The organism is Achromobacter deleyi (assembly GCF_902859705.1).
Lineage (GTDB): Bacteria > Pseudomonadota > Gammaproteobacteria > Burkholderiales > Burkholderiaceae_B > Achromobacter > Achromobacter deleyi.
Map to the genome: position 1 here is coordinate 68,655 of NZ_CADIJO010000009.1, position 16,125 is coordinate 84,779.

Annotated in this window: 13 protein-coding genes; 4 read left to right on the forward strand and 9 right to left on the reverse strand. The window is 69.3% G+C overall.

Features of this window, described 5'->3' with window-relative positions; all coding sequences use genetic code 11:
• Positions 1-21 precede the first annotated feature (21 nt).
• Genes HV798_RS14785 through HV798_RS14795 form a run of 3 tightly spaced genes read left to right on the forward strand, consistent with a single transcriptional unit; the run spans position 22 to position 4,737 of the window.
• A complete protein-coding gene (locus tag HV798_RS14785) occupies positions 22-2,610 on the forward strand; it encodes a circularly permuted type 2 ATP-grasp protein (RefSeq protein WP_175193017.1) in 2,589 nt (862 codons plus the stop codon).
• 16 nt (positions 2,611-2,626) lie between these two features.
• Complete coding sequence (locus HV798_RS14790) at positions 2,627-3,592, forward strand: transglutaminase family protein (protein ID WP_175193016.1); 966 nt, start codon at positions 2,627-2,629, stop codon at positions 3,590-3,592.
• Positions 3,589-4,737: a zinc-binding metallopeptidase family protein gene (locus tag HV798_RS14795; protein WP_175193015.1), complete on the forward strand. Its 1,149-nt coding sequence runs from the start codon at positions 3,589-3,591 to the stop codon at positions 4,735-4,737. Before HV798_RS14790 ends, HV798_RS14795 begins: the two co-directional genes overlap by 4 nt.
• Before the next feature lie 51 nt (positions 4,738-4,788).
• Here HV798_RS14795 and HV798_RS14800 read toward each other — a convergent pair whose 3' ends face one another.
• Both HV798_RS14800 and HV798_RS14805 read right to left on the reverse strand, forming a co-directional pair.
• Entirely contained in the window at positions 4,789-5,676 is an 888-nt protein-coding gene (locus HV798_RS14800; protein WP_175193014.1) for an SAM-dependent methyltransferase, read from the reverse strand.
• Positions 5,677-5,693: 17 nt separating this feature from the next.
• A complete protein-coding gene (locus tag HV798_RS14805) occupies positions 5,694-6,980 on the reverse strand; it encodes an APC family permease (RefSeq protein WP_025138586.1) in 1,287 nt (428 codons plus the stop codon).
• A 388-nt stretch (positions 6,981-7,368) separates the two neighbouring features.
• Here HV798_RS14805 and HV798_RS14810 point away from each other — a divergent pair, with 388 nt between their 5' ends.
• Positions 7,369-8,223, forward strand: a complete 855-nt coding sequence (locus tag HV798_RS14810) for a hypothetical protein (protein ID WP_175193013.1) — start codon at positions 7,369-7,371, stop codon at positions 8,221-8,223.
• Here HV798_RS14810 and HV798_RS14815 read toward each other — a convergent pair.
• The 7 genes from HV798_RS14815 to HV798_RS14845 all read right to left on the reverse strand — a co-directional run bounded on the left by HV798_RS14815 (position 8,220) and on the right by HV798_RS14845 (position 16,076).
• On the reverse strand, positions 8,220-8,864 hold the full coding sequence (locus HV798_RS14815) for a helix-turn-helix domain-containing protein (protein WP_175193012.1): 645 nt from the start codon (positions 8,862-8,864) through the stop codon (positions 8,220-8,222). The genes HV798_RS14810 and HV798_RS14815 overlap by 4 nt on opposite strands.
• A 107-nt stretch (positions 8,865-8,971) precedes the next feature.
• Positions 8,972-10,426 (reverse strand): N-acyl-D-amino-acid deacylase family protein, encoded by a 1,455-nt coding sequence (locus tag HV798_RS14820; protein WP_175193011.1) that lies wholly within the window; start codon positions 10,424-10,426, stop codon positions 8,972-8,974.
• A gap of 95 nt (positions 10,427-10,521) precedes the next feature.
• Positions 10,522-11,571 carry an ABC transporter ATP-binding protein gene (locus tag HV798_RS14825; RefSeq protein WP_175193010.1) on the reverse strand — a complete coding sequence of 350 codons (1,050 nt, stop codon included), beginning with the start codon at positions 11,569-11,571 and terminating at the stop codon, positions 10,522-10,524.
• Complete coding sequence (locus HV798_RS14830) at positions 11,568-12,581, reverse strand: ABC transporter ATP-binding protein (RefSeq protein ID WP_175216466.1); 1,014 nt, start codon at positions 12,579-12,581, stop codon at positions 11,568-11,570. The genes HV798_RS14825 and HV798_RS14830 overlap by 4 nt, the downstream gene beginning before the upstream one ends.
• An 8-nt stretch (positions 12,582-12,589) precedes the next feature.
• A complete protein-coding gene (locus HV798_RS14835; RefSeq protein ID WP_175193008.1) occupies positions 12,590-13,465 on the reverse strand; it encodes an ABC transporter permease in 876 nt (291 codons plus the stop codon).
• 12 nt (positions 13,466-13,477) lie between these two features.
• Positions 13,478-14,413, reverse strand: a complete 936-nt coding sequence (locus tag HV798_RS14840; protein ID WP_025138593.1) for an ABC transporter permease — start codon at positions 14,411-14,413, stop codon at positions 13,478-13,480.
• 79 nt (positions 14,414-14,492) lie between these two features.
• On the reverse strand, positions 14,493-16,076 hold the full coding sequence (locus HV798_RS14845) for an ABC transporter substrate-binding protein (protein ID WP_175193007.1): 1,584 nt from the start codon (positions 16,074-16,076) through the stop codon (positions 14,493-14,495).
• Between the last annotated feature and the right edge of the window lie 49 nt (positions 16,077-16,125).

Sequence of the window (16,125 nt, forward strand, 5' to 3'; positions counted from 1 at the left end):
GGTCACCCGATTTCGACGCGCATGCCGCAATTTCTCTTCCAGACGGACCCGTCCCAGGACGCGGTCTCGCTGGCAGTCCACGCCGCCCTGGCCGCCCGGCCGGGGCACTATGACGAACTGCGGGCGCCGGCCGACGCGCCCGGCGCCACCCGGTTGCGCGACCCCTGGCCCCGGTTCTTCGAACTGCTGGGCACCGACGGCTTTGCCGACCTGGACCGCCGCGCCGACGGCGTGGCCCGGCAGATCCGCGAAAACGGCATCACCTACAACATCTATGCCGACGCCAATGGCCCGACCCGGCCGTGGTCGCTGGACCTGCTGCCGTTCATCATCGACGACCAGGACTGGGCCACGATCGAGCAGGGCCTCTCGCAGCGCGCGGCGCTGCTCAACCGGGTGCTGGCCGACGTCTACGGCACGCAGGAACTGCTGCGCGAAAACCTGCTGCCCCCGGCCCTGGTGCAGGGCCACCCGGGCTACCTGCGGCCGCTGCGCGGGTACCTGCCGCCGGGCGGCACCTACCTGCACATTGCCGCGTTCGACCTGGCGCGGGCCAGCGACGGCGGCTGGCGGGTGGTGTCGCAGCGCACCCAGGCGCCGTCCGGGCTGGGTTACCTGCTGGAAAACCGCCTGACCGTGTCGGGCCTGTTTCCCGAGGCCTTCAAGGAACTGCGGGTGCAGCACCTGGCCAGCAGCTACCGCCGGCTGATGGACATGCTGTACCGCCTGAGCCCGGCGGCGGCCCCCGGCACCGCCCGCATCGTGCTGCTGACCCCCGGCCCCTACAACGAAACCTATTTCGAGCAGACCTACCTGGCGCGCTACCTGGGCGTGACCCTGGTGGAAGGCAGCGACCTGGTGGTGCGCGACAACCTGCTGTTCCTGAAAACGCTGCACGGGCTGGAACGGGTGCACGCGGTGCTGCGGCGGCTGGACGACGATTTCTGCGACCCGCTGGAGCTGCGGTCCGATTCCACGCTGGGCGTGCCCGGGCTGCTGCAGGTGATGCGGGCCGGCAACGTGCTGGTGGCCAATTCGCTGGGCACGAGCTTTCTTGAATCACCGGCCATCAATGGCTTTCTGCCCGCCATCAGCCGCCGGCTGCTGGGGCAGGACCTGCTCTTGCCGTCGCTGCCGTCGTGGTGGTGCGGCGAGGCCGCGGCGCGCGAACAGGTGCTGGCCGACCTGCCGGGGGCGGTGGTCAAGGCCACGTACCCGGGGCATGCTCGCGGCGGCTTCGAGCCGGTGATCGGCGGCGCGGTGTCGCCGGCCGAGCGCGACGCGCTGCGGGCCCGCATTGCCGAGCAGCCGGACGCCTACACCATCCAGCAGTACCTGCCGCTGTCGCAGGCGCCGACCTGGGCGGCGGGCCACATCGTGCCGCGCGCGGCCATGCTGCGGGTCTTTGCCATTGCCGACGGGGCGGGGGGCTGGCACATGCTGCCCGGCGGCCTGACCCGCATCGCCAGCCGCGAACAGCAGATCGTGTCGATGCAGCGCGGCGGCAGCAGCATGGATACGTGGGTCACCACCCGCGGGGCGGTCGATACGTTTTCGATGCTGCCGGCCAAGCTGCGGCCCGAAGACCTGGCCCACAGCCACCGGCCGGTATCCAGCCGCGCGGCCGAAAACCTGTTCTGGATGGGGCGCTACACCGAGCGCGCCGAAAACGACGTGCGCCTGGCGCAGGTGACGCTGACCTGGCTGAACAGCGACGACGACAACGCCCGCGACCTGTTCGAGGCTGTGTCTACGCTGTGCCGGCGCAGCGGCCTGATGCCGCTGGCGCCCACCTTGTCGGTGCGCATGTTCGAACACACCCTGGTGGCCGAGCTGGCCGCCGATGGCGGCGGCCTGGCGCGCAACCTGGCCGCGCTGTCGTTTGCCGCGGGCCAGATCCGCGACCGCCTGTCGCCCGACCACTGGCGCCTGGTGGTCACCGCCGCCGGTTGCCTGGATGGCCTGGCGGTCGACCCGCAGGCGGCCCTGGCCGACGAAGGCATCGCCGTGTCCGCGCCCGACGTGGTGGCGGCCCTGAAACGCCTGGGCACGCAGCTGTCGGCCATCACGGGGTCGCAGACCGACCGCATGACGCGCGACGATGGCTGGCGCCTCTTGACCCTGGGCCGCCAGCTGGAACGCCTGTGCGCCATGGCCAATCTGCTCAGCGCGCTGTTCCGGCGCAACGCGGTGCTGGGCGACAGCGCCTTCGGCCTGCTGCTGGACCTGTTCGACAGCACCATTACCTATCGCGCCAATTACCCGGGCCGCCAGGAAATCCCCGCCTTGCTGAACCTGCTGGTGCTGGAACCGGCCAACCCGCGGTCCATCGCCTGTGTGCTGGGCGTGCTGCGCAAGGAACTGGCGCGCCTGCCGGGGGCGGCGGACGGCCCAGGCGCGGCGCTGGCCGACCTGTTGCCCGTGCTGGCCGAGGGCGGCGCGGCGGGCACGGCGCTTGCGGCCTTGTGTGAACGCGACGGCCAGGGCCGCTACCAGGCCTTGCTGGACCTGGCCGCGCAGCTCGATGCCGCCGCCAGCGCCTTGTCCAACGAAATCAGCCGCCGCTATTTCAGCCATGCGTCCGGCCGCGACCAGACGCTGACAGCTTGACCCCGAGACCGCCGCCATGACCTTGCCCGACTCGTCCGACGCGTCCCAGACCCTGGGCGTCAGCCACGTCACCGCTTACCGCTACGAAGCGCCCGTGGAGCTGGCCCACCACCTGTGCTACCTGCGGCCGCTGCACGACGCCTGGCAGCAGGTGGACGATTACACGCTGGCCATCACGCCCGCGCCGGCCGACTACGCAGAATCGCTGGATGCCTTCGGCAACCGCCGCGCCACCTTCGCGCTGTATGCGCCGCACGAGGCGCTGACGGTGCGCGCCACCAGCCAGGTCACCGTACGTCCGCGCTTCGATGGCCTGGACCCGGCGGCCACGGCCCCCTGGGAGGCCGCGGCCGAACGCCTGCGCTACGACGCGGGCGCCGACTACGCGCCGGAAGGCGAATTCGTGTTTCCGTCGCCCTACGTGCCGCTGCATGGGGAACTGCGCGACTACGCGCTGGTGTCGTTCACGCCGGGCCGGCCGATTGCGCTGGCGGCCATCGACCTGATGCACCGCATCCACCATGATTTCACCTACGACCCGGCCCATACCCAGGTGTCCACGCCCATCCTGGATGCGTTTCGCCAGCGGGCCGGGGTGTGCCAGGATTTCGCCCACGTCATGATCGGCTGCCTGCGCGCCATCGGCCTGCCGGCGCGCTATGTCAGCGGCTACCTGATGTCGCAACCGCCCCCGGGCCGTCCGCGCCTGATCGGGGCCGATGCGTCGCACGCCTGGGTGTCCGTGCACTGCCAGGGGCTGGCGGCCAACGGCGGCTGGCTGGACCTGGACCCCACCAATGACCTGGTGCCGGGCGTGTCGCACGTGGTGCTGGCCCAGGGCCGCGACTATGGCGACGTGACGCCGCTGCGCGGGGTGATCCGCGGCGGCGGCCATGAATTGAGTGTGCAGGTCACGGTGGCGCCGTTGGCGGAATTCCCGACCGAGCCGGCGCCGCCCTTGTTTCCGGAGGCCGACGCATGACCTATTTCTTCGATGCCCTGCGGCGCCAGCTCAGCGCGCCCGGCCGCCAGCGCCAACGCCAGCGGCACGCCCGCGCCAAGGCGTTCCAGTGTGTCTGCGGCCAACAGATCTTCTTTGGCAATACCGAATGCCTGAATTGCCACCGGGCGCTGGGTTTCGACCCCAAGCGCGGCCACGTGCTGGCGCTGGACCCGGGCAAGACGGAAGGCGTGTGGGCCGAAGCCGGCCGGGTGCGGGGCAGGGCCTTCAAGCGCTGCGGCAACTTTGCCACGCCGGCCCTGTGCAACTGGCTGCTGCCGGCCACGTCCGGCGAGTCGCTCTGCCTGGCGTGCAGCCTGAACCGCACCATTCCCGACCTGTCGATCACCGAGAACGGCCCGCTCTGGTTCAAGGTGGAAGCCGCCAAGCGCCAGTTGATCGCGCAACTGATGACGCTGGGCCTGCCGATCCGGCGTTCGCAAGAGCCGGGCGACGGCGGCCTGGCGTTCGACCTGCTGGCCCCGGGGCCGGACGGCGCGCCGCTGCTGACCGGGCACAACCAGGGCCTGATCACCATCAATATCCTGGAGGCGGACGACGCCTACCGGGTGCAGGTGCGTGAATCCATGCATGAACCCTACCGCACGCTGCTAGGGCATTTTCGCCACGAGATCGGTCATTTCTACTGGGACCAGCTGGTGGCCGGCGGCGACTGGCTGGAACCCTTTCGCCAACTGTTCGGCGACGAGCGCGCCGACTACGCCCAGGCGCTGCAACGCAATTACGAACAGGGGCCGCCCGCCGACTGGGCGCTGCACTTCATCAGCACCTACGCGTCGTGCCATCCCTGGGAAGACTGGGCCGAGACCTGGGCCCACTACCTGCACATGATGGATACGCTGGACACCGCCATCAGCTTTGGCGTCACGCGCATGGCGGTGGAGCAGGCCTACGAGCCCTTTACCCGGGTATCGCTGTACGACCAGGACGACCCCGAGGGCCAGGGTTTCCTGGACCTGGTCAATGCCTGGGTGGCGCTGACCGGGGTGCTCAACGAGCTGTCGCGCAGCATGGGGCAGCGCGATTTCTACCCCTTCGTGCTGCCGGGTGAAGTGGTGGGCAAGCTGCAGTTCGTGCACCGGGTGGTCAAGGGCGCGGCGCGCTGAAAGGCTTGCGGCCCCCCGACCGCCCGGCCCCGTCCAGGCGCCGGGCAGTGTTCAGATCCGCCGCGCCTGCCACTCGCCCTTGCCGGCGGCGCTGCCGCTGATGGTGGTGCCGTTCACTTCGCCTGTGTAGCGCACGCCGTCGGCCGTGAACGAGATCGTGCGGCCGTCCATGCGGGCGTCCGAAATCTCGCTGGACCCCAGCTTGCCCGTCAGCATCTGGTACTGCTGTTCCAGCCGCAGCGTCTGGCCGCCTACGTCCCATTTGCCGTCGACCTTGGCCGGCACGATCCATAGCAAGGCGTTGCAGTAGGTCTGGCAGGCCTCGGTGATGGTCTCGGACGCATCCGGCTCCCAGTCGCCCATGCGGAAGGTGTTGGAGACGATGCGGGTGCCCGGTTCCAGTTGCAGCAGCCGGGGGCGCAGCTTTTCGTTGATGGTCGACAACAGGAACATGGTGATCACGTCGGCCTGTGACAGGTCGGTCTCGAACAGGTCGGCCACTTCGAAGGTGGCGCGGCTGGCCACGCCGGCCTGGGCCGCGTTGCTGCGCGACAGCGTGACCAGGTCCGGGTTGTATTCGATGCCCTTGGCGGTCAGGCCGCGCTGGGCGGCGGTGATGACCGTGCGGCCGTCGCCCGAGCCCAGGTCCATCAGGCGGTCCTGCGGGGTGACGGCGGCCATGTCCAGCATCTTGTCGACCAGGGTCTGGGGCGTGGGCACCCAGATGACGTCCTTGCCGTCCTGGCCCACGTCGGGCACATAGGCGTCGGACTTGGCCTCGGGGGTGGCGGCGACCGGCTTGGCGGGGGTGACTGGCAGGGCGGCCGGCCCGGCGGCGCGGGCCTCGGCCAGCACGGCCAGGGACAAGGCCAGCGCCAGCGCGGATGCCATGACGGTGCGGCGGCGGACGGGCGATAGAAAAGCGTGGGCACGTTGCATGGTGAAGACTCCTGGGGCTAGGGAAGGGGACTTGCCGGCTTGAGCACCCGCAGCATCGGCACGCCCGCGGCCAGCACGGCCAGGCCGATCAGCGCACCGGCGCCGGCATAGGCCGCGCTGGAATACACCAGCCCGGCGCAGGCCAGCGCCAGCAGGGCGGGGGTCAGGGGATACAGCGGTACGCGAAACGGCCGCGGGCGGTCGGGGTCGCGCCGGCGCAGGCGCCAGACGGACGCGGCCACCAGCAGCATGAACAGCCAGAACACCGGCGCCGTATAGGCCACCATGGCCTGCACGCTGTTCTGGCTGAAGGCGCCTACCGCCAGCAAGGCCAGCGTGATCACACCCTGGGCCAGCAGGGCGCTGACAGGCGTTTCATTGCGGTCGTTCCAGCCGGCCAGGGCCCGCAGGCGCGGCACGTCGCGGCCCAGTGCGTAATACACCCGCGCCCCGGTGATGATGGTGCCGTTGATGGTGCTGAGCGCCGTGGCGCAGATCACCAGGCTCAGCAACGCCGCGGCATAGGGGCCGGCCGCCAGCTGCATGACGGCCGCGCCCAGGGCCGGCGTGTCGCGCAGGCCTTGCAGGCCGAACAATTCCAGCAACGCCAGATTGGTCAGCAGGTACGCCCCGGTCACCACCGCGGTGCCGATCAGCAGCACCCGCGCCATGTTGCGCCCGGGGTTGCGCAGTTCGCCGCTGAGGTAGGCCGCTTCGTTCCAGCCGCCGTAGGTGAGCAGCACGAACACCATGCCCATGCCCATCAGGCCGGCGGCATTGCCGGTCAGGGGCGCCGGCACGGGCGAGACGGGAGACTGGGTGAAGAGGGCGGCGGTCAGCACGGTCGCCAGCGCGGCCAGGGTCAGCAGAGTGAACAGCCATTGCAGGCGCTTGGAATGGCGCGTGCCGGCCACGTTCAGGGCGGTCAGTGCGACCACCGACAGGGCTGCGTGCGCCGTTGCGCCGTGGGTGCCCAAGGGCAACAGCTGCTGGGCGTAGTCGCCATAGATGAAGGCCACGACCGCGATGGCGCCGGTCTGGATGACGGTGCAGCGGGCCCAGGCGAACAGCAGGCCCACCCGCGGCCCCCAGGCGCGCGACAGGTACAGGTATTCGCCGCCCGCGCCGGGGTAGGCCGCGCCCAGCTCGGCGTAGCACAGCGCGCCCACCAGCATCACCAGCCCGCCGGCCAGCCAGAACGCCAGATACATGGCTTCGGACGAGGCATGCTGCGCCACCAGCGGCGGAAAGCCGAAGATGCCGATGCCGATCACCACGCCGACCAGCACCACGGTGGCGTCCATGACCGACAGCCCGGGTGGCCCCAACGCCCCCGCCGCCGCGCCGCCGCCCTGCGCGCCGGCTGCACTGGGGCTGTGGCGCATGGGGCGGGTGACAGGCGGCATGGAATTCTCCCGGTAGGTCGCCGACGCGCGGGCACGCGGCCGGCCAGACGAGCACGGCCAGACGAACAGTCTGGCTAGTTCAATAGTCTGACAAGTAGCTGAATAAAGAGGGACCCCGGTCGGCCAAGGAAAGTTTCTACGGGATTTCCCGTAGGGGTGGTCAACGCAGGCGGTAACCGCTAGGCTGGCGGCCATGAATATTTCGTTGCGTGTCATGTCACCGTCCTGGTTCCCGCCGGCGCGTCCCGTGCCGGGTCGTTACGCGGCGGCCAGAAGGGTTGCGGCCTTGGGCGTCTTGGTGCTGGCGGCGGGCGGCAGCCTGGCGCAGGCGCAGGCCGTGGGGGCCGCGGCGGCATCAACGCCTGCGATGTCGGCTGCGCCCGTTGCCGCCGCCGCTGCACCGGGCGCGCCTTTCACCGGCTACCCGGCCTTCTACGAATCCCTGGGCGGCAACCTGTTCCCGGGCGATGGCGTGCCTTTGGCGCAGGCCTGCACCGACACGCCGCGCCGTTGCCTGTGGGTCAACGCGATGACCGTCGCCGTGCGGCGCTACTCGGCGCCCCAATGGATCGCGCCGGGGGAACTGGACATGGACCCGCCCAAGGGCACGCCGGGCATCGGCTTTGATGGACAGTCGTTATCGATCGGCGAGCGGCGCTGGCGCCTGGCGCAGGGAACGGATTTGGCGGCGACCGGTCCGGGCCGCGCCGCATCGGCCACTGAGTCGGGTAAAGGCGCTGCCGCCAAGGCCTCGCGGCCAGCCATCGCCGCCATCGACCCGGAAAATCTCGCGCAGGTCGCCGTCTGGCGGCGGGCGGGATGGGCCTGCGTGGAACTGCATTTCAATGCCAGCGGCCGGGGCGGGCGCTATCCGCAGGTGCTGGTGGCGCAGGGCAGCCGCCTGTTTGCGTTGCCGCGCCTGTTCTCGGCCTGCGCCGCCGTGCGCGAGGCGCCGGGGCAAGGGTTCAGCTATCCCGCCAATACCTACCTGGGGGCGGGCGGCGAGGCGGAACCCGACGGCTTGCAGGTGGACTACCTGCTGCCCGACGGCCAGACGCGCGTCGGCCAGTATCGGTTGCGTTATCTGCAACCGGATAACGTCTATCTGTTCGAGGTCGTGCCGCAGGACCGCCCGCGCTAGGTGTCCTGCCGCGCCGGCTTGATCCGGGACGGCACGTCGTCCAGGTCGCTGCACACGGCCAGCACTTCGGCCGGCTTCTTGCTCAGCGACAGGTACACGTGGCCGATGCCGCTGTCGAAATAGGCGGATTCCAGCTTGTCCAGCACCACGCTGTCGCCGTTTTCGAACTGGATGCGCACCTTGCCCGACAGCACCAGGGCGAATTCCTGGCCGGGGTGGCGGATGTAGTCTTCGAATTCCACGACCTCGCGCGCGTCGATCAGCGCCACCATGGGCATCATCTTCTTGCCCGGGTACTCGCCCATCAGCAGGCGGTAGTGGTAGTTGTCGGTGACGTAATCCCGCGCGTCGCGCAGCGTGTTCTTGACGAACGTGGGCGCCTGGGCCGCCTGCGAGGCATCGCGCAGCATGAACATGCGCGTCATGTCGATGCCCAGGGCGCGGGCCAGCGCGGCGAATTTCTCGTAGCTCAGGGCAATCTGCCCCAGCTCGGCCTTGGACAGGGTCGACACCGCGATGCCGCTGGCCTGCGATAGCGCCTGCAGCGTCATTTTCCGCGCCTTGCGCTCGGCGCGCAGGCGGGCGCCCATTTCTTCCTTGCCCACGATTTCGGGCGGGGGCGTATTGCGGGGTGGGGCCATGTAGCGGTCTGGCGTCTAGGGTTTGGAGGCGTATCGCGGATTGTAAGGGTTGGCGCGGTTCAGGCGGCAGCCAGGGCGGAAGCTCAGGCGGCGGTTCAGTCGGCAGTTCAGGCCGCGGTACGGGCCAGCACCCGGCCGGCGTGCTGGCCGGTAAACGCCTGGTCCTGCCAGACCGCCACGCCGTTCACATACACCGAATGGATGCCGGCGGCGCGTTCGGTGGGGCGTTCGAACGTGGCGGTGTCGGCCACCGTGGCTGCGTCGAACACCACCAGGTCGGCGTAGTAGCCCGGCTGCACCTGGCCGCGCTGCGCCAGGCCGAAGCGGGCGGCGGTCAGGCCGGTCATCTTCCACACGGCGGTTTCCAGGGGGAACAGGCCCAGGTCGCGCGAATAATGGCCCAGCACGCGGGGAAAGGTGCCCCACAGGCGCGGGTGGGGGCGCTCGTCATGCGGCAGCCCGTCGGACCCGATCATGGTGGGGCCGAACGCCAGGATGCGCTGCACGTCGGGCTCGTCCATCATGAAATAGATGGCGCCGGCCGGTTGCAGGTCGGGCACCACGTCGAACTTGGACTTGCCGCGTTCGGCGGCCACTTCGTCCAGATCGCGTCCGCTCAGTTCAGGAAAGGGCTTGCACCAGGTGATGACCGTGCGCCCGGCCAGCAGCACGCGGTCCTGCTTGAGCATGGTGGACCCGGCCACGTAGGGGTAGGCGTCCAGCGACACGTCCTGGCGCGCCATGGCGGCTTCGATCAGCGGCAGCGTTTCGCGCGAACGGCCGAAGTTGGGCTGCCCCATGACCTTGTGGTGCGAGATCACGACCGGCACGTCCAGCTCGCGGCCGATGCGGAAGGTTTCTTCCAGGGCTTCTACGACATGCTCGCCTTCGTCCCGCATATGGGTGGCGTACACGCCGCCATGGGTGTGCAGCGGCCGGCAGACCTCGATGATCTCTTCGGTGGTGGCGTGGGCCGCGGGCGGGTAGAACGTGCCGGTCGAGATACCGATGGCGCCGCTGGCCATGGCTTCTTCGGCCAACGCCTGCATGGCCTGGATCTCGGCGGGGCTGGCGGCGCGGTGCAGGTCCGGCATGACGGCGGCGCGCAGGGTGGAATGGCCGACCATGCAGGCCGCGTTGACGGCGGCCGGGGTGGCGCGCAGCGCGGCCAGATAGTCGGCGAACCGCGTGAAGTGGTACGAGCCGCCTTCGTCCAGCAGGTCCAGCGGCGGGGGCGGAGTGGCGTGCGTCAGCGGCGCCAGGCTGATGCCGCAGTTGCCGGTGACCACGGTGGTGACGCCCTGCGAGATCTTGGGCGTCATGTGGCGGTGCTTGAGCAGGTAGTTGTCGTCGTGCGTGTGCGAATCGATGAAGCCGGGCGCCACGATCTGGCCCGACACGTCGACGCGCCGATGCGCGGCGGCGCCGGCCAGGTCGCCCACCGCGGCAATGCGATCGCCGCGCACGCCGACGTCGGCGCGCCGGCCGGGGGTGTTGCTGCCGTCGATGACGGTGCCGCCGGCAAGAATCAGGTCAAAGGGCTGGGTGTCGGGGTGGGGCATGGAAGGCTCCGGCTGAAGGGGGGCGCGATCTATATATAGGGAGGGTCGTCGACGTCAGGACTGGGCGGCGACCAGGTGGGCAGTGATGTGGGCCGTCACGTGGGCCGTCCGGCAGGGGGGGCTGCGGCGAAGTGGCACGCCACCTCCTGGTCGGGTCCGACCTGGCGCGGGGCGGGCGTTTCTTCGGCGCAGCGTGCCTGGGCCATCGGGCAGCGGGTGCGGAACGCGCAGCCGGACGGCGGCGCCAGCGGGCTGGGAATTTCGCCTTTCAGCACGGCCACGGGGGCGCGTTCGCCCCGGCGGGCCGACGGTACGGCCGCCAGCAGCGCCCGGGTATACGGGTGCGCCGGCTGGTTGAACACCGCGTCGCGGCTGCCGGTTTCGACGATCTTGCCCAGGTACATCACGGCCACGCGGTGGCTGATGTGGCGCACCACGCTCAGGTCGTGCGAAATGAACACATAGGTCAGCCCCAGGTCGCGCTGCAGGTCCATCAACAGGTTGATCACCTGCGCCTGCACCGACACGTCCAGCGCCGACACGGGTTCGTCGCAGACGATCAGGCCGGGGTCCAGCGCCAGGGCGCGCGCGATCACGATGCGCTGGCGCTGGCCGCCCGAGAATTCGTGCGGGTAGCGGTCGGCGGCATCCGGCCGCAAGCTGACGCGGGCCAGCAACTGCGCCACGCGTTCACGGATGGCGCTCTGGCCGTGGCCGAAATTGCGCAGCGGCTCGCCGATGATGTCGCGCACCCGCATGCGCGGGTTCATCGACGAAAACGGGTCCTGGAAAATGAACTGCATGCGCTGGCGCATGGCGCGCAGCGCGCGGCTGTTCATGCCGGCCAGGTCCGCGCCTTCGAGCAGGATGCGGCCCTCGGTGGGGTCGGTCAGGCGGATCAGGCACTTGCCGGTGGTGGACTTGCCGCAGCCGGATTCTCCCACCAGGCTGAGCGTCTGGCCGCGCGCAACCGACAGCGATACGCCATCCACGGCCCGCAGCACGCGGCCGCCTTCGACGGCGAAGTGCTTCTTCAGGCCTTCGACCTGCAACAGCGGCGGGGCGGATGGGGGCGAGTTCGAGGCGGGCGAGGACATGGCGGACGCAGACACGTCCGGCGCAAACGGTGCATCGTGCAGGTTCATCGCGCTTCTCCTGTCATCATCGCCACCGGTTCTTCCAGCCGCGCCCAGCACCACACCCGGTGGCGTTCCCCGGCCGCGACCTCTGGCGGTGTCTCATCGGTGCAGCGCGGCAACGCCTGCGGGCAGCGCGCCGCGAAGGCGCAGCCGCGCGAGTCCGGCGTCATCACCGGCACGATGCCCGGCAATTCCGCCAGCCGCGCCGTGTGGTCCTGGCCGTCGACAAAATCAGGCAGCGACCGGATCAACGCCTGGGTATAGGGATGCGCGGCGTGGTCCAGGATGTCGTCGACCGGGCCTTCTTCGACCTTGCGCCCGGCATACATCACGATGACGCGCTGGCACATCTGCGCCACCACGCCCAGGTCGTGGGTGATCAGCACGATGGCGGTGCCCAGCCGCGCCTGGATGTCGCGCAGCAGGTGCAGGATCTGCGCCTGGATGGTGACATCCAGCGCCGTGGTCGGTTCATCGGCGATCAGCACCTTGGGCTGGCAGGCCAGCGCCATCGCGATCATGGCGCGCTGGCGCATGCCGCCGGACAGCTGGTAGGGATACTCGCGCACCCGCCGGGCGGGGTCCGAAATCTGCACCAGTTCCAGCAAGGCCTCGGCCTGCTTCAAGGCCTGCCGTTTGGTCAGGCCCTGGTGCAGCATCAACGATTCGCTGATCTGCCGGCCCACGGTGAACACCGGGTTCAACGACGTCATCGGTTCCTGGAAGATCATCGACACCTGGTTGCCGCGGATCGCCCGCATGGCTTTCTCGGGCAGGGCCAAGAGGTCGCGGCCTTCGAAGTCGACGCGGCCGCGGGCCACCCGGCCCGGGGCGCGCAGCAGCCGCATGATGGACAGCGACGTGACGCTCTTGCCGCAGCCGGATTCTCCGACCAGGCCCAGGGTTTCGCCCGGCATCAGGTCGAACGACAGGCCGTCCACCGCCACGACCGTGGTGTCGTCGCCGTCGAAACAGGTGGTCAGGTCATGCACTTGCAGTACGGGATCGGATCGCATGGCGGCTCCTAGATCTTTTTCGCCAGGCGCGGATCGAGCATGTCGCGCAGCCCGTCGCCCACCAGGTTGACGGCCAGCACGGCCACGCCCAGGAACAGGCCCGGATACAGGATGATGTGAAACGCCACCGCCACGAAATTGCGGCCCTCGGCCATGATGTTGCCCCAGCTGGGTGTGTGCGGCGGAATGCCCACGCCCAGAAAGCTCAGCACGGCCTCGGTCAGGATGGCGGACGCGGCAATGAAGGTGGCCTGCACCATCAGCGGCGCGAACAGATTGGGCAGGATGTGGCGCAGCAAAATGGCGGGCACGCGCGTGCCGGACGCCACCGCGGCTTCAATGTAGGGTTGCTCGCGGATCGTCAGCACCAGCGCGCGCACCAGCCGCACCACGCGGGGAATTTCCGGTACCACGATCGCCACGATCACCGTGCCCAGCCCGCCTTTCAGGGTGGCCATCAGCGCAATCGCCAGCAGCACGCCGGGGATGGCCATCAGGCCGTCCATGATGCGCATGATCAGCGCATCCAGCCGGCGAAAATACCCGGCCAGCATGCCCAGCAGCACGCCGCCCACGGTGGCTGCCAGCGCCACCACCACGCCCACCAGCAGCGAGATCCGCGCGCCCCAGACGGTGCGCGAATACACGTCGCGGCCCAGCGCGTCGGTGCCGAACAGGTGTTCGGCCGACGGCGGCTTCATGCGCGCCATCGGGTTGATGTCCTGCGGATCGACGGTGGCCAGCCAGGGCGCGGCCAGCGCCATCACGGCCAGGGCCACCAGGATGGCGCAGCCGACGTACAGCATGGGATGGCGCCGCAGCGACCGGGCGGCGCGGCGCCAGCGCGGTCGGGCAACAGCCAGGGGCAGGGTAGCGGTGGTCATGGGTGGCCCCTTTCAATAACGGATGCGCGGGTCGAACAGGCGATAGCTCAGGTCGACCAGCAGGTTGATCAGCACGTAGATGCCCGAGGCCACCAGCAGCACGCCCTGGATCACCGGGTAGTCGTGGCGCAGCACGGCATCGATGGTCAGGCGGCCCAGGCCGGGAATGGCGAACACGGTTTCGGTGACCACCACGCCGCCGATCAGCAGCGCCACGCCCACGCCGATGGTGGTGACGATGGGATTGGCGGCGTTTTTCAGCGCATGCCAGACGACCGGGCCGGCCGACAGGCCCTTGGCCCGGGCGGTGCGGATGTAGTCTTCGGACAGCGCTTCGAGCATGGTGGCGCGGGTCATGCGCGTCAGCAGCGCGATGTACACCAGGCCCAGCGACAGGCACGGCAGCACCAGGTGCCGCAGATACGGCACCAGCCCGTCGGCCAGCGGTTTGTAGCCCTGCACCGGCAGCCAGCCCAGCTTGATCGAAAAGCCATACACCAGGCAGTAGCCGATCAGGAATACCGGCACCGAAAACGCGCACACCGCGCCCACCATCACCAGCCGGTCCAGCAGCCGGCCGGCATGCCAGGCAGCCAATACGCCCAGCGGCACGGCGATCAGCACGGCAAACAGCATGGTGAAGGCGGCAATCGACAGCGTCGGCCCCAGGCGCTGGCCGATCAGTTGCGCCACCGGCATCTGGGTGGCGATGGACGTGCCCAGGTCGCCGGTGGCCAGGTGGCCCAGCCAGATGCCGAATTGCTGCAGCAGCGGCTTGTCCAGCCCCAGGTTCTGTCGGATCTTTTCCACGTCGTCGGCCGTGGCGTTGTCGCCCGCGATGACCGCCGCCGGGTCGCCCGGCGACAGGTGGATCAGCATGAACACCACGACCGCGACCACGGCCATGACGGGTATGACGGCCGCAACGCGGCGCAGGATGTATTTCACGGTGGCTATCCCCCTGGCGGACGGCCGGACGCGCAAGGCGCCCGGGTGCCGCTTGTTCGCTTGTCCGATACGCCGGCCGCTACGGCTTTTCCACGTTCCACATCACGGGGATGCCGGTCTTCATCAGCTCGGTGTGTTTCAGGCCGCGCACGGCCGATACCGGCTTGAATTCGCCCCACATCACGTACGGCACCGTCTGGTAGGCCCGCGCTTGCAGCTGCGCGGCAATCTCCTTGCGCTTGGCGGCGTCGGTTTCCTGGATCCATTGGGTGCGCAGCGTGTCCAGTTCCTTGTCGCAGGGCCAGCCCGGCAGGCTGTTGCCGCAGGCGGCCGACAGCCACGGGTTGGTGACCGGCGTGCTGGCGTCGAAATAGCCGCCCCAGGTCAGGAACACGTTCCAGCCGCCCTGGGCGGGCGGGTCTTTCTTCAGGCGGCGCGCCGCCAGCGAGGCCCAGTCCATCGATTGCAGGTCGACATTGATGCCGGCCTTCTTCATGTTCTGCGCCATCACCATCACCGCCGGGGCGCTGATGTGGTCGGTGGGGTACAGCAGCACCACCTTTTCGCCCTGGTAGCCGGCTTCTTTCAGCAATTGCTTGGCGCGGGCCAGGTCGGTCTTGGCGTAGGGCGCGGCGCCCGCGTCGGTGGCCAGCGGCGAGCCGCAGATGTACAGCGTGGGGCAGTAGTCCACCCGGTACTTCTCGGGGTAGCCGATGGCCGACACCATTTCCTTCTGGTTCACCAGGTAATACAGCGCCTGGCGCGCCTGCGGCTTGTCGAACGGCGGGTGCAGCGCGTTCACGATCACCATGCCCTGCGAGGCCACGGACGTGCTCAAGGTGATGTCGGGGTTGCTTTCCAGCACCGGCAGGAAATCCGGCGTGGTCTGCTCGATCATGTCGACTTCGCCGTTCATCAGCGCGGCGGTGGCCGTGTTGCCGTCGGGGATGTAGATCCATTCCACCCGGTCGACTTTGGCCACCTTGCCGCCCGCCAGCCCGTCGGCGGGTTCTGCGCGCGGCACGTAGGCCGGGTTCTTCACGTACACCACCTTGTTGCCGGGCACCCATTCATCGCGCTTGAACAGGAACGGGCCCGAACCCACCATCTCGGTGACCTGGGTGTTCGGGTCGGTCAGCGCCAGCCGCTTGGGCAGGATGAAAGGCGGCATGCCCGACGGCTTGGCCAGCGCGTCCAGCACCAGGCCGAACGGCTGCTTGAGCGTCAGGGTGAAGGTATCGGCGCTGGTGGCGGCCAGTTCGGCGCCCGCGGCCATCATCGCCTGGCCCAGCGTGTCTTTCTTGGCCCAGCGCTGCAGCGAGGCCACGCAGTCTTCGGCGGTGACCGGCGTGCCATCATTGAATTTCAGGCCGGGCCGCAGGGTGAAGGTCCAGCTCTTGCCGTCGGGCGAGGTGGTCCAGCTTTGCACCATCTGCGGCTTGGGCTGGCCATGGCTGTCCTGCGCGAACAGGGTGTCGAACACCATGTAGCCATGGTTGCGCGTGATGTAGGCGGTGTTGAACAGCGGGTCCAGCGTCTTCAGGTCGGCGTGCGGCACCATCCGCAGCGTGGTTGGCTTGGGCTGGGCCTGGGCCTGCGGCGCGGTGGCCGCGCCCAGCGCCAGCAGGGCGGCTGCGCCCAGCAGGCTGAAACGTTTCATCATGGTCATCCCCTTGGTCTTGTCGGCCGCCGCCTGCGTGGGCGGCGGCTGT

What these genes read in the sequence shown, in the direction of transcription:
- HV798_RS14805 (WP_025138586.1), bottom strand. Translation starts at nt 6,980, where the DNA reads ATGGACGCCACCGTGGTGCTGGTCGGCGTGGTGATCGGCATCGGCATC.
- HV798_RS14815 (WP_175193012.1), bottom strand. Translation starts at nt 8,864, where the DNA reads ATGGCCCCACCCCGCAATACGCCCCCGCCCGAAATCGTGGGCAAGGAA.
- HV798_RS14830 (WP_175216466.1), bottom strand. Translation starts at nt 12,581, where the DNA reads ATGCGATCCGATCCCGTACTGCAAGTGCATGACCTGACCACCTGTTTC.
- HV798_RS14835 (WP_175193008.1), bottom strand. Translation starts at nt 13,465, where the DNA reads ATGACCACCGCTACCCTGCCCCTGGCTGTTGCCCGACCGCGCTGGCGC.
- HV798_RS14795 (WP_175193015.1), top strand. Translation starts at nt 3,589, where the DNA reads ATGACCTATTTCTTCGATGCCCTGCGGCGCCAGCTCAGCGCGCCCGGC.
- HV798_RS14820 (WP_175193011.1), bottom strand. Translation starts at nt 10,426, where the DNA reads ATGCCCCACCCCGACACCCAGCCCTTTGACCTGATTCTTGCCGGCGGC.
- HV798_RS14790 (WP_175193016.1), top strand. Translation starts at nt 2,627, where the DNA reads ATGACCTTGCCCGACTCGTCCGACGCGTCCCAGACCCTGGGCGTCAGC.
- HV798_RS14800 (WP_175193014.1), bottom strand. Translation starts at nt 5,676, where the DNA reads ATGCAACGTGCCCACGCTTTTCTATCGCCCGTCCGCCGCCGCACCGTC.
- HV798_RS14785 (WP_175193017.1), top strand. Translation starts at nt 22, where the DNA reads ATGCCGCAATTTCTCTTCCAGACGGACCCGTCCCAGGACGCGGTCTCG.
- HV798_RS14845 (WP_175193007.1), bottom strand. Translation starts at nt 16,076, where the DNA reads ATGATGAAACGTTTCAGCCTGCTGGGCGCAGCCGCCCTGCTGGCGCTG.
- HV798_RS14825 (WP_175193010.1), bottom strand. Translation starts at nt 11,571, where the DNA reads ATGAACCTGCACGATGCACCGTTTGCGCCGGACGTGTCTGCGTCCGCC.